Source organism: Sedimentibacter acidaminivorans (assembly GCF_017873955.1).
In the GTDB taxonomy this organism is placed as follows: Bacteria; Bacillota; Clostridia; order Tissierellales; family Sedimentibacteraceae; genus Sedimentibacter; species Sedimentibacter acidaminivorans.
Window position 1 is genome coordinate 665,756 of sequence record NZ_JAGGKS010000001.1, and the last position, 13,439, is coordinate 679,194.

Genomic DNA, 13,439 nt, shown 5'->3' on the forward strand with positions numbered 1-13,439 from the left:
CTTAATTAAATCGTGATCCACCACATACATTCAAACTCTGACCCGTTATATTTTTTGCCAGATCTGAAGCTAAAAAACAAACTGCATAACCTACATCTTCAACATCTTGTTCTCTACCAGTAGCTATGTTATCCAAAGCTAACTTCTTCCATGTTTCTTCAGGTGTTTTATTTAATAGCTTGCTATATTTTTCAACACCTTGCTTCCACATATTTGTTAGCAGATAACCTGGACAAACTGCATTTACTCTAATTCCTTCTTTTGCATGTGCCCTTGCAACAGATTGTGTCATTGCAATTATCGCAGCTTTGGAGATAGAATAGTTTGCTGAACCTGCTGTACCAATTCTTCCTGCAATTGAAGCTATGTTTACTATATTGCCGGAATGCTTAAGCAGCATATATTTAAGTGCTGCTTTAATACACATACCTGTTCCATGAAGATTTATATCCATTGTTTTACGAGCAATATCCATGGGAGTTTCATAATAATTTTTACCTTCCTTTGCATATCCTGCACAATTAACCAGTATGTCAATACCATTGAAATCGTTTTTTATTAATGCAAATACGTCTTCTATATCTGTTTCTTTTGAAATATCTAATTCGTAAGCTTTTGAAACGACTCCATATTTTTCTGTTATTTCTTTTGCTTTAAGTTTTGCGATTTTTAAATTCATATCTACGATTGCAATATTTGCACTGCATTCAGCAAGACACATTACTATACCTGCTCCTATGTCTCCTGCACCACCTGTAACAATTGCAACCTTATTTGATAAGTCTATTTGTTTCATATGATTTGTCCCTTCTTATTTAATCATACAGAATCACACCAATATATAGTGCAGTCAAATTTCTTCGAAACTCTGATTAAGCTGCTCCTTTTTTCGTTTCATTCTTTTTAACAAATATACCGATAAAAATTAATACTGGAGCAATTAATTGTAATAAATAAAAATAAGATAGTACCTGACTCATTTGCATATTTGCCGAAGATATAAGCGTACCCAATGTTGCAATAAAGAAAGAGATACCTATTCGTTCAGCAGTTACATACAATCCTAATGCTGTACCAGCTCGAGGACCAGATACTTCAGGATGTGATAACATTAAAACTTTTGGGGCAGGAACAATTCCTCCGTAAAAAATACCAGACAATGCCATCATAACACTGATTATTGTAACATTATAGCTACTGTAACCTATTACAAAACAGATTGGTGCTACAATTCCACAAATAATAGCTATTTTTGTATAATGCTTTCTCCCAATCTTCGCTATGAATAAAGGAACTAAGATGTAAGCACACATAGAAAACATATTATTCCATGCTGGAATTCTACCTGAAACTGCCTTATCAATCATCCAGCCAGGATCTGTCTGAAGAACTAACTGTCCATATGTACCTCCTGCATATATTGATCCAAGAAAACACATGTTAGCTATAATCATTAACCATACATATGGAACTTTCAAAATTCCCTTAATATTTTTCCATAAGCCAATATCATTTACTGTAAGCGTGCTAGAAACAAGTGAGGCCTCAGTGCTTTTTCTATCTTTACCTAAAGCGAAGAATGCTACAGTAATTATTACAACACATATACCAATCATTGAGTAAAATGTTTGCCATCCACCAATAGCCATCATTATTTTAACTGCGAAATAATTAGCAGTAATTTGACCCATAGGGCTTGCTGCTGTAAGAAAACCATTTGCTAATGCAAGTTCATCAGAATCAAACCACAGAGTAATAATTTTTGTTGTAGCAGGCATGTAGAATGCGCTAGCAGCACCGAACAAAAACATTATTGAGAAGAAAAACATAAAACCTTTAGCCTGACCTCTTAATAAAATTAACACAGCACAGATAAGAACTGAGGATCCAAGCACTTTTTTAACACTGAACTTATCCATCATAATTCCTGCAACAAATACAAACCATATCATACCTGTTGACATTGCTGTAGCAACTGCTGTACGCTGTGTAGCTTCCCAACCCATATCGGTAGTAATTGTACCAAGTAAAATGTTAAATGATTGATTACAAAAACCGAGAATCAAGAAATAAAACAAGCAAACAAATAGTAACATGACCCATCTAAAAGAACTTTTACCCTTTGACTGCAATGTTGTTGACATAAATTAATTCCTCCATATTATAATTTTTTATTTATAGGCTCGACCTACTTTAAAATTTACTTGTTACTGATAATTTCGGATTATTTATATGCTATATGGCAATAGCAGCACTGATTGCAATTGACATATACTTGCTTCTTGTAGCCGTAGACCTCGATGTTAATACAATTGGAACAGTAGCACCCAGCACTAAACCAGCAACTGTAGATTGGCCAAATATTTTTAATGTTTTTACTGCAACATTTCCAACTAGCAAGTTAGGCATTAGAAGAATATCCGGATCACCTACAACTGTACTGGTAAATCCTTTTATTTTACCTGCATCTTTATCAAATGCAAGGTCCATAGAAATTGGTCCTTCCACGATGCAATTTTTAATCTCACCAACTTGATTAAGTTTTTTTAATTCATCTGCATCAACAGTTTCCTGCATTTTTAGATTAACGACCTCAACTGCAGTCAATGCTGCAACTTTTGGATCATCATATCCTAAGCTCAGCATTGCATTTACCGTATTCTCCAAAATAGCTTTTTTCTGATTTAAGTCAGGATTTGGAATTATGGCTGAATCAGTCACAGCGAATATTTTGTGATATGCTGGTGCTTGAACAAATAATACATGTGAAAGCAGTTCTCCCTTCATTATCCCTGTATCTTTATTTAATACAGACTTTATCAAAGTTGAAGTTTGAATATTTCCTTTCATCAATATATCAGCTTTATTTTCATGAATAAGTTTAACAGCTATATCAACAGGATTTTCTAAATTATGTATAATTTCATATTCTGAGCAATCTTCACCTAAATCATTGAGGATTTCATTAATTCTTACAGAGTCACCTACTAGAATTGCTGAAATTATACCTTCTTTTTTTGCGATGCTCACAGCTTCTAATGTATGGCTTTCATCAGCACCTGCAACTACCATCCTCTTTTTGTCAGAGCATTTTTGCATACTACTAACTATTTCATCAAGAGATTTAAAAATCATTGTTTAACCTTCTTTCTATTTGATAAATATTAAGCCCAAATTTCTTCTGCCGTTGGATTTGGTGCATCTTTTATAATGAAAGACACTCGTGTTTTATTCATCAAATGCTTATAAGTAAGATTTTCGGAAATACTGTTGTTGCCCCACGAACCACATCCTATGGATATTGTAGGATCAAGTCCATTGCTAAAAGTGTTGCCTGCTACATTGCTATTAGCTTGACATACCATAAATCTGGCAACTGGCATTTGACTTCCCGCTAATTGGATATTCACATCATTATTTGAATATATACCTGATGAGTGACCTGCCCCTTCCATAAAGAGATTAGTTCTAGCAATATTAATTGCATCTTCAAAATCATCATAAACAAAGCAACGGATAAATGGACACATTATTTCACGGCAAAGAACTTCATCGCTACCATACTTATCTAATTTAGTCATTAATAATTTCGTTCCTTCTGGCACTGAAATATTTGCATATTTTGCCACTTCTGCTGCTGGACGTCCTACAATATCTACATTTATTGGTCCATTGAAACCTTTCAAGAATATTGCTTCGCGTAATTTTTGAATATCTGCTGAATCTGTAACCATATAGGCGCCTTTTTCTTCAAATATTTTTATTATTTCGTCAGCTTTTTCTCTTGGGAGAATAAGTGCTTGTTCACCAGTACATGGCATACCATTATCATACAAACGACTTCCCATTACTTGTGCAACCATAAGTGGATAATTATCATAATCTCTATCTACTATTATCTGAACATTTCCAGGTCCAACGCCATAAGAAGGTTTACCGCTTGAATAAGCAGATTTAACCATTGCACTGCCACCTGTAGCTACTATGACGTCAACTTTACTCATAAGTTCATTTGTTAATTCTAATGAAGGTTCTTCAATAGATTGAATTAAATTTTCTGGTCCACCTAAAGATACAATCGCTTTGTTCATCAAAGATACGGCATGAGCTGTACAATTTTTTGCCTTTGGGTGAGGGGAAACAACAACTGCATTACGACACTTTACTGCATGCATAGCATTACCTACAGCTGTTGTTGTTGGATTTGTCGAAGGTGTCAAACATGCTACAACACCAACTGGTTTAGCATATGTATAAATCCCATTGACTTCGTCCACTTCTATTAATCCAACAGAGGGCTGGTCTTTTAAAAATGCCCAATGACTTGTTGTAACTTTATCATGTTTAGAAACTTTTCCAGCTAATACTCCAAGGCCAGTCTCAGATACAGCTTCTTGAGAAAGAATTTCTCTGTTGTCATAAATAATTTTACCTATTGCCTTAACTAAAGCATCAGTTTGTTCCTGATTGTAATCTTCAAGAAGGTTCTGTGCTTTCTTTGCATTTTCAATTAAACCATCAATATAAGTTTTGTTTTCCATAACGGAAGACCTCCTAAATGTTTTTTATTATTAATATATTGCATATTATTAAAATAATTTTTTAAATAATTATTGGTTCTTCTTCTTTCATTAGAACACGAAGAGCCCCAAAGGCAAGAGCTTCGGCCTCATATTCACCTGGAACAACTTTAATATTTCCCAATTCCTCAACATATTTTCTAATTTCAGTAATAAGTCGCTTAGAATTAGCCATTCCACCTGTAAATATAACTGCGTCTACCTGACAGCATAAAGAAGCATAACAGCTGCCGATTTCCTTAGCTACCTGATAAGCCATTGAATTAAATATAAGTTCTGCATGAGTGTCTCCGTTATCAATGCGTTTTTCAACTTCGCGCATATCATCAGTTCCTAGATGAGCAAGAGCTCCACCGTTATTTTTAATTATGCGGATTATTTCATCTTTTGTGTGTTTATTAGAAAAGCAAAATTCAACAAGAGGAACCACCGGCAATGTTCCCGTACGATTAGGCGAAAATGCTCCTCCGCCAGATATGCAATCATTAACCTCTGTCACACGACCCAGGTTATGAGCACCAACCGATATACCGCCACCCATATGAGCAACAATAAACTTGCATTCCTGATATCTTTTACCCCATTCCTCTGCTACTCTACGGGCCACTGCTTTACTGTTAAGAGCATGGAATACGCTTTCTCTTGTAAAAAACGGGTGTCCAGATATTTTAGCAATATCAGATAATTCATTAACACATGGTGGATCAGTAATAAATATAGGTATGTCAACCCTTTCAGCTTCACTCATACTTAATGCTATTGGAAGTGAAAGTCTTGAAGCATGAGGTGCTATTTTATCAAGATTATGTTGGCCAAAAATTTCGTTTCTTATTGTGTCATTTACTAAATAGGTACCACCCTTGCTACACCCTTTAATTTTGCAACCACGTATAGCAAAAGCATCAATATCCTTTAAGCTAAATCCTTCTTCTTGCATCCAATTTAGAATACCATTCCTTCTTAATTCGACTTGTTGCCATGTAAGTGGGTTTTGTGTTAATGTCTCTGTTGAATGCGCTATAGATTGTTCAGCTTTACATTTTCTGTCCTCATAAATTGCTGACTTTGTAGAAGTTGAACCTGGATTAATAACCAATATTCTATGCATTTTCTATTCCTTTCTATACTAAATTTCATTTACAGGAACTCGTTTTCTTAACATTCGAACTCCATCTTTATTTTCCAACTTCAAAGAACTTGAATATCAAATGCATTATGCATCATGCATTCGTTAAGTATTATGTACTACATACTACATACTATATTTGTATTGTATCACTAACTTTTTTAAAAAGCAATAATTATTTTATAAATATTATATAAAACTCCGAAGCAAACCATTCAGACTCTACCCGATGCCAATGCAAATCTATTAACAAGCCTTAATTTTATATAATTGTAAGCCCCCTAATGAAAATTCCCCCATACTTTTAGTCTGAGGGAACATAATCTTCACCAAAGTGAGATAGTATATATCTTCTTTTTCATAAATAACATTAATGTACTATTGCATTATATCACTTGCAAATAGCCTATACTTATAAATCTTATATGTTATAATTAAAGTGGAGAGAGTTAAATTTTCAATGATTAAAAATGTTGGTTTATCTTTGAGTGCATTGGGCCTTCCGTTTTCTAAACAGGTTTTATTTGCTTATACAGCAACAATCTCACCTAGAAACATAGTAAAATCAAATATTGATATAGTTTTTATTACCTCACAAAGATATTATTCTAAAACCATTTGGATATGTGGAATTCCATCTTCTAAAAACTCCTCTGATGTTTGCTTAAATCCTGCTTTTTCATAAAATTCTTTTGCGTAAGATTGAGCCTCTATTATTATTCTATCCGCATTCATTCTCTCCTTAGCAACCTTTATACCCTCAAAAAGAATCTTGTTTCCTAATCCACATCCTCTTTCTAGTGTCAATACTCTTCCAATTGATACATCTTCAAAAGACACCCCTTTGTCGATAACCCTTAAATAGGCCTTTATTCCTGTATTATCTTTTAGAACCACGTGATATGAATATTGATCTTTATCATCTACTTCCTGATATACACAATTCTGTTCCACAACAAATACCGCAACTCTGACTTGCAATATTTTGTATAATTCTTTAACAGATAATTCTTCAAATCGTTTCACAACTAAATCCATTTATTTACCTCCTATTTTTTTTAGTTCTTCACTATTTAATAAATTTTAATATTTGTAAGATACTATAAGCAAAAACAGTCCTGTATGCTTGTTTTCTATTCCTAAACAAATAAATATTTTTTCCCTATTGTTGGATATGACAAAGATGAATTCAGTACAGAAGCAAAAGGTTGAGATTTTGGTTAGGGAATTTTAGTTAGGGAACTGGTACTTTAATAACTAAAATACTAACCGAAGCAGCATATAGTGTCAATATATTTTATTATGCTTGTGTAATAATTTTAATTCATTACCATAGAAATCAATGTCAAAAATATTTTTAATGACATATTGACAATTATCTATATGTCGAATATAATGCATATATAGATAAACGTCTATGAGCAAAATAACTAAATATGAAAATTTTATGCGAAAGTGGTTTAGTAATGAGCCGAAAAGATGGGAACATGACCAAATATTCAATTAATAAATAATCTCTTAAAGGCTTGAAGAAATTCATCTATATCATAGACGAAAATGTGAATAATATATCATAATACAGAATATCAAAGGAGAAATACAATGTTTATATTTCAATGGTTGAATAACCAATTACTTAAAATGGAGTGGCTTTCAAAACTAATAAAGCTTTTAGTAGAAAATGTCTTTGGATTAAGTGTACAGGAAAGAATTGGCGGAAGCATTCACTTCTTCATATATGATGTTATTAAAATATTCATACTTTTATCAGTATTGATATTTATAATTTCATATATACAAAGCTTCTTTCCACCCGAAAGAACGAAAAAAATACTAGGAAGATTTAATGGTGTATCAGGTAATGTTCTAGGGGCATTGTTGGGTACTGTAACACCGTTTTGTTCATGCTCTTCGATTCCTTTATTTATAGGATTCACAAGTGCGGGATTACCATTAGGCGTCACATTTTCATTTTTAATTTCTTCCCCATTAGTTGATTTGGCGTCAGTTCTATTATTAGCAAGTATTTTCAATTGGAAAATTTCAATAGCCTACGTCGTGGTTGGACTTTTACTGGCAGTTATCGGTGGAACTATAATCAGCAAGTTACATCTTGAAGAATATGTTGAACCTTTTGTATATGGAAATAAGTCTGCTGATGTTGAAGAGGAAGAATTGACTGTTAAAGACAGAATAGCCTTTGGAAAAGAACAGGTACAATCAATAATTAAAAAAGTTTGGTTGTATATTCTTATAGGCGTTGGCATAGGAGCTGCAATTCACAACTGGATACCTGAATCTGTTATAAGCACAATACTTGGTCAAGATAAATGGTATTCGGTACTTATAGCAACATTTGTAGGTGTTCCAATGTATGCTGATATATTTGGAGCATTGCCTATTGCAGAGGCTTTAGTTGCAAAAGGCGTAGGTCTTGGAACCGCACTTTCATTCATGATGGGAGTTACAGCATTATCTTTACCTTCAATGATTATGTTAAAACAAGTTGTTAAACCAAGACTTTTATGGACTTTCTTTGGATTAGTAACTATAGGTATCATAATAATTGGATATACATTTAATGCCTTCGGGTATATGTTTATATAAATTTTATAACAAAGGGAGAATTAAAATGATAATTAAAATTTTAGGTTCAGGATGCAAAAATTGCGTTGCTTTAAAGGAAAACACAGAGGCTGCTCTTAAATCAACTGGTATTGAAGCAGAAGTGGTTAAGGTTCAAGACATGAAGGACATTGTATCTTATGGTGTTATGCAAACTCCGGCTTTAGTAATTGACGAAAAAGTGGTTTCATATGGAAAAGTATTAAAACCAAAAGATATAGAAAAAATTCTCGAAAAGGTAAAATAATATAAATTAATAATTCTTTAAAAACAAAATAACGAAGGGATATTAAATCTCTTCGTTATTTTATTTATTATTTAATATTAAACAAATAAAAGCTTAAAGAGGTATTAGTAAATCTTTCTCTTCCATAATTCTCCTCAGCTTTATAATTGTACACACTCCTTTTAATTTAAAAAGTGCGTAAGTTTTTAATTACTTACACACTTTATTTTACACTCCCGGTTGCCTTCAAAAAAAACTTCTTAACCTCTTCGAATATCTCACACCGTTCTATATTATTTCACGGCATCTTCTATAGATTTCAAATACGCCTTAGAAGTAGCTGTAGCACCAGACACTGTATCTACATCAACCTTTTGTTCCTCAATTACTTTTTCAAATAACTCATTACTTACATCTGGAATTAGAGGTGAAGAAAGAAGATCAATATCTGTAATTTTTCCATCTTTCACTAATACTCGTACTTCACTAAACCATCTACTTTTTTCATATATTCCTGTATATTCCCCATCTTGTAATGTGTTCATGTCTACGGCATTCACAGTTACAGCTATTATCTCATCAATATCCTTTGTCATAAAACAGAAACCAGTGATTCCTAATAAAAAAAGTCCTGATAACACTCCTACTAAAATCTTTTTCCCTTTTTTCATAGCTCTTCTCCTACTCTATATTAACCATATTTTGAAGCATATGTAACTATTATTTTCATCCTTTTGATAATTCATCTAATCTAAAAATATTTTCACTTAATTTATAAAGACCTTTGTATAAAGCACCTTTTTCTTCATCGGTAATATCTTTATAGACTTCATCAAGAAATAGATTTTCTCTATTTTCTCTTTTTTTGAAATACTCTATACATTGAACCGTAAGCATTATTCTTAGTGCTCGATTATCCTTAGGGTCTTTTTCAATTTTCAAGAATCCTTTGGCTTCTAGCTTTAATGCCAGCTGCTTCACATTTTGTCTAGAACTGCCAATAAAATCTGCCAATTCACTTAACGTCGGCGGAATCTCCCCCCAATGGGCAGTCATAACAAGTAAAAACCATTGTTTCATCGTAATTTCAGTATCCCATCTATCCCCTATTACCTGCAACCTATTAGCTAATAAAAACAATGAGCCAAATATAAACTTTTCCTTTTCTGGCAGGTTCACTCCATTAACCTCCTTATACAATAGGTAATATATTACTTATAATAGTAATATATTACCTATTTGATTGTTTGTCAAGATGTAATTCCAAAAATAGTACAAATTTAAATTTTTCATAATTTAGTTTTTCGGAAGTTTCCCAGGTACTTAACTTATTAATTCATTAGAAATTCCCTTGAACCTTTCATCAGTTATACCAAATTTTTTCTTAAATATTTCATCTTCCATTCTTGCAATAATTAACTTGTTAGGAGATATTTCCTTTATAATATTTTTTAACTTCTGAATGGCTTCTTCATCATCATTGTATCCCTTTAAAATAGTTAATTCTAGTATAAATTTGCCTTTATACTGCTCTTTAAAAACTTTCATATTTGAAATATGATTCTCAAAAGTATATCCTTCAATTGGTCTCTGGATCTTTTGAAAATCTTCATCTGAAATAACCTTTATCTCGCCAATCACTTCATCACACATGTTAGCAATCTCTTTATATTCTGACCTGTTTAGAATATAACCATTTGATAACAGTTTAACTGGCAACCCTTTACCTTTTATAACTTTAATTACATCAATAATTTTTTCATTAACTAAAGCTTCACCTTTTGAGTTAATAAAGACTAATTCTGCTTTAGTATTTTCTATCATGTTTTCTAATTCAATCAATGAACTATCTAATATATCAAATGACTTTTGTGTATCTATTTTATTTTGCGACCTTCCAATAGGGCAAAATATACAATCAAAGTTACAATACTTTTCTGGAAGTATGTTAACTTCTAGTACCCTTCTTCCATCTTCAATATAAATCTCTTTATAGTTGAAACCACACATCACTTTATCCTCCTCAAATTACTCTATTGTATTTAATGCTTCCTTTTCTGAATATATTTTCAATTTTCACTTACTTATTCTAACTAATATTATTCATATCTTTTACTATTTATAAAATTATTAGTCAGCTGATATTAATTTTAAACCAACGATTCCAATAACTATTAATACAATACAAATCATACGCATTACGTTAATCGGTTCTTTAAATAAAATAACACCTAAGCATACAGTACCAACAGTTCCTATACCTGTCCAAATTGCATATGCATTACCAAGTGGTAAACTTTTTAAAGACAATGATAAAAAATAAAAACTTGCAATCATTCCTAGAATAGTTGATATACTAGGTAATATTTTCGTAAATCCTTGTGAATACTTCAACCCCATCGCCCAGCCTACTTCAAAAAAACCTGCTGTAACTAAATAAACCCATTCCAAATCTTTGCCTCCTTAAGATTATTATAGTAAGATCTCCTCAATTATATAAATGAAAATAAAATAAAAAAGCCATAAGAAATATTAATAAAATATCTCCCAGGCTTTTATCCTTCCGTGTACACAAATAACTGTGCGTTTTCTCTCGGACCTGCCAGTTATTAACTGCGGAACCCTAGAAAACTTATATAAACTTTTTATAATTTGCAAGTTGAAACTTATAAATTCACTTTAGCATAGTAGCATATTTAAGTCAACTTAATTTTTTTGTAAAATTATACCACTTAGAATTAGTCATTAAAGGTGACAATAAACTTTCTTCAGTATTTCTTTGTCTTTCGCAAAATCTTCTCCATTGTTTTTCCTTTTGCCAACTCATCAATCAGCTTATCCATATAGCGAATTTCCTTCATTGTTGGCTCTTCTATATCTTCCACTCGGATACCGCAGACCACACCTTTGATTAAAATCCGCGAAGGGTTCAGCTGTGGCGCTTCTGCAAAGAAAGTTTCAAAGTCTGTCTGTTTTTCCAGTTGTAATTCTAACTCAAGTTGGGTATATCCTGTCAACCAACGGATAATTTCATCAACTTCTGTTTTGGTACGTCCTTTTTTCTCCGCCTTTGTAACATAATGGGGATAGACACTTGCGAAACTCATTGTATATATATTAGTCATTATAATTCTCCCTTAACAGCAGTACTACAGTTTCCACATACAGTGTATAGTAACTGCATAGTCTTTTAGTTATCTACGTTAATTTAAACATATTTTCAACGAATTTCATACAGTATTTGTCCAAAATTGATTGTTCCCATAATCCATGATGATTGCAGTAGGCATAAAGTTTACCAGTCCCATGCATCATTGGAAATCTAACTGCAGAAATTTGTTCTGGATATAATCGATTCAGAAGTACTTTATCATCTGCGACATAAGCTACAAAAGAAATAAAATGAGACTTATTCATTTCATGGTTAAAAGAAATGTAATAGTCAATATCCATTACTTGAATGTCAAGACTATGCCCTTTGATTTTTTTAGGAATCAATGCAGTTAGTTTTCTCCCACAACAAAAGATGGAAGCAGGACTTGTGCTAACTAAAATATTGCCACATAAGGGACAAACATAGAATTTAACTCTACGAATATTCCCATGGTCTGGGGAGTTAGGGTTAAGTTCTCCCTCTAGCATTTTCTGAATATCTACACCTAAGATACCTGACAATTCTGACCAAAGCGAAGCATCTGGGCAACCCATACCGCATTCCCATTTAGAAATAGTTTTGTTACTAATGTTTAGGGCCTCTGCTACATTCTTTTGAGTTAAACCCTTTTCTTTACGTAACTGTAAAATTAGTTTTCCAACCTTTGCACAATCCAACTGATTCACCTCCATTAATGCACAGCTTAAATCCAAATTAGTATATCAGCTGCTTAAATATCTTGCAATTATTTTTACCAATCGTACAGGAAGTTGTCTTAAATCAGTTATATCAAGAAAGGATTCTTTACCATAAATATCACAAATGGTATCTTTATCCTGTCCAATAGCAGCTGCCAAAAATGCAATTCCTTTTCGTCTATATTCCTTTAACACCATTTGCATATCACTAATCGCCACATCACCCGAATAATCTGGCATGGCTTTTGGCTGCCCATCACTGATGCTTATCATTAACTTCGTTTGTTCTTTTGCCATTAACAATTTTTCAGCCAAAATTCGTATAGACATTCCGTCACGATTATTACTTCTACCTTGTATATTCATTAATCTAAAGCGATCGCCCTGTTCTAAATGTACGAAATCACAATAAGCATATAGTGACATCTGTTCCAGCGAGGAACGATCAGCTGTATCCCCATAAATAATTATAGGAATCTTACACTGCTCACAAAACTCATAGACAGCTATAGCAGCACGTTTTGCCGCTTCTAATCTCCCAAATGCAGACATAGATGCTGATTCATCAATACGCAAGGCAACCACCAAGGATGGAGATTCATCAGGAGGGAGCTTTTTTGCAAAGTATCTGAAATCTTTCTTAGCAATACTATCCGCATTGAATTGACTACCATATAAATGATTTTTCGAAACAGAAGTTGAATTTTCATGTATCAATAATGGCATTGTTTTTCGGACAAGTTCACTGATAACGGGCATTAATTCACTAGACAACTTATAATATTTTTCTTTCAATTCTAGAGAAATCTCCGGTCGATGAACGATTAATTTAATTCCCTGATGATTCGTACCTGAAACTATATTACGAATACTCTTATTTAACTGTTTTCTGAAAGCTTGTTCCTCTTGTTTCTTTTCTTGTGTTAAGGATTCTAGTTGATGATAATATGGATTGCCATTTTCCCCTATATCAGTACTTATAGTAGTTTGTGTATCCTCTGAAGTTTTATTAGAATGCCCTTCACTATCG

Annotated in this window: 15 protein-coding genes, 1 pseudogene and 1 riboswitch; of the genes and pseudogenes, 2 read left to right on the top strand and 14 right to left on the bottom strand. The window is 32.7% G+C overall.

Annotation, left to right across the window (positions count from 1 at the left end; all coding sequences use genetic code 11):
* Position 1: 1 nt before the first annotated feature.
* From J2Z76_RS03035 to J2Z76_RS03060, 7 genes and pseudogenes are all read right to left on the bottom strand, one after another.
* Positions 2 to 796, bottom strand: a complete 795-nt coding sequence (locus J2Z76_RS03035) for an SDR family oxidoreductase (RefSeq protein ID WP_209510498.1) — start codon at positions 794 to 796, stop codon at positions 2 to 4.
* Positions 797 to 872: 76 nt separating this feature from the next.
* Entirely contained in the window at positions 873 to 2,144 is a 1,272-nt protein-coding gene (locus J2Z76_RS03040) for an MFS transporter (protein ID WP_209510499.1), read from the bottom strand.
* Between the two features lie 91 nt (positions 2,145 to 2,235).
* Positions 2,236 to 3,135 carry a phosphate acyltransferase gene (locus J2Z76_RS03045; protein ID WP_209510500.1) on the bottom strand — a complete coding sequence of 300 codons (900 nt, stop codon included), beginning with the start codon at positions 3,133 to 3,135 and terminating at the stop codon, positions 2,236 to 2,238.
* 29 nt (positions 3,136 to 3,164) lie between these two features.
* A complete protein-coding gene (locus tag J2Z76_RS03050) occupies positions 3,165 to 4,541 on the bottom strand; it encodes an aldehyde dehydrogenase family protein (RefSeq protein ID WP_209510501.1) in 1,377 nt (458 codons plus the stop codon).
* A gap of 61 nt (positions 4,542 to 4,602) precedes the next feature.
* Positions 4,603 to 5,688, bottom strand: a complete 1,086-nt coding sequence (gene buk / locus J2Z76_RS03055) for a butyrate kinase (protein WP_209510502.1) — start codon at positions 5,686 to 5,688, stop codon at positions 4,603 to 4,605.
* Positions 5,689 to 6,084: 396 nt separating this feature from the next.
* Positions 6,085 to 6,309: pseudogene (locus J2Z76_RS16555) on the bottom strand (hypothetical protein); the annotation flags it as partial.
* Complete coding sequence (locus tag J2Z76_RS03060; protein WP_209510503.1) at positions 6,310 to 6,744, bottom strand: GNAT family N-acetyltransferase; 435 nt, start codon at positions 6,742 to 6,744, stop codon at positions 6,310 to 6,312.
* Between the two features lie 564 nt (positions 6,745 to 7,308).
* Here J2Z76_RS03060 and J2Z76_RS03065 point away from each other — a divergent pair.
* Complete coding sequence (locus J2Z76_RS03065; protein WP_209510504.1) at positions 7,309 to 8,313, top strand: permease; 1,005 nt, start codon at positions 7,309 to 7,311, stop codon at positions 8,311 to 8,313.
* 25 nt (positions 8,314 to 8,338) lie between these two features.
* Complete coding sequence (locus tag J2Z76_RS03070; RefSeq protein WP_209510505.1) at positions 8,339 to 8,578, top strand: thioredoxin family protein; 240 nt, start codon at positions 8,339 to 8,341, stop codon at positions 8,576 to 8,578.
* 272 nt (positions 8,579 to 8,850) lie between these two features.
* On the opposite strand, the gene J2Z76_RS03075 is transcribed toward J2Z76_RS03070, so the two are convergent.
* The 7 genes from J2Z76_RS03075 to J2Z76_RS16560 form a co-directional block, all read right to left on the bottom strand.
* The gene (locus J2Z76_RS03075) at positions 8,851 to 9,228 is read right to left on the bottom strand and encodes an FMN-binding protein (RefSeq protein WP_209510506.1); all 378 of its coding nucleotides are present in this window, start codon (positions 9,226 to 9,228) and stop codon (positions 8,851 to 8,853) included.
* 55 nt (positions 9,229 to 9,283) lie between these two features.
* Entirely contained in the window at positions 9,284 to 9,736 is a 453-nt protein-coding gene (locus tag J2Z76_RS03080; protein WP_209510507.1) for a MarR family winged helix-turn-helix transcriptional regulator, read from the bottom strand.
* 144 nt (positions 9,737 to 9,880) lie between these two features.
* Positions 9,881 to 10,567 (bottom strand): radical SAM protein, encoded by a 687-nt coding sequence (locus tag J2Z76_RS03085; RefSeq protein WP_209510561.1) that lies wholly within the window; start codon positions 10,565 to 10,567, stop codon positions 9,881 to 9,883.
* Between the two features lie 120 nt (positions 10,568 to 10,687).
* The gene (locus J2Z76_RS03090) at positions 10,688 to 11,008 is read right to left on the bottom strand and encodes a DMT family transporter (RefSeq protein ID WP_209510508.1); all 321 of its coding nucleotides are present in this window, start codon (positions 11,006 to 11,008) and stop codon (positions 10,688 to 10,690) included.
* Between the two features lie 91 nt (positions 11,009 to 11,099).
* Positions 11,100 to 11,195: riboswitch (guanidine-I (ykkC/yxkD leader) on the bottom strand.
* Between the two features lie 130 nt (positions 11,196 to 11,325).
* Positions 11,326 to 11,682: a DUF2200 domain-containing protein gene (locus J2Z76_RS03095; protein WP_209510509.1), complete on the bottom strand. Its 357-nt coding sequence runs from the start codon at positions 11,680 to 11,682 to the stop codon at positions 11,326 to 11,328.
* 73 nt (positions 11,683 to 11,755) lie between these two features.
* Positions 11,756 to 12,388, bottom strand: a complete 633-nt coding sequence (locus J2Z76_RS03100; RefSeq protein ID WP_209510510.1) for a helix-turn-helix domain-containing protein — start codon at positions 12,386 to 12,388, stop codon at positions 11,756 to 11,758.
* Between the two features lie 45 nt (positions 12,389 to 12,433).
* On the bottom strand, positions 12,434 to 13,204 hold the full coding sequence (locus J2Z76_RS16560; protein WP_245210282.1) for a vWA domain-containing protein: 771 nt from the start codon (positions 13,202 to 13,204) through the stop codon (positions 12,434 to 12,436).
* Positions 13,205 to 13,439: the final 235 nt, after the last annotated feature.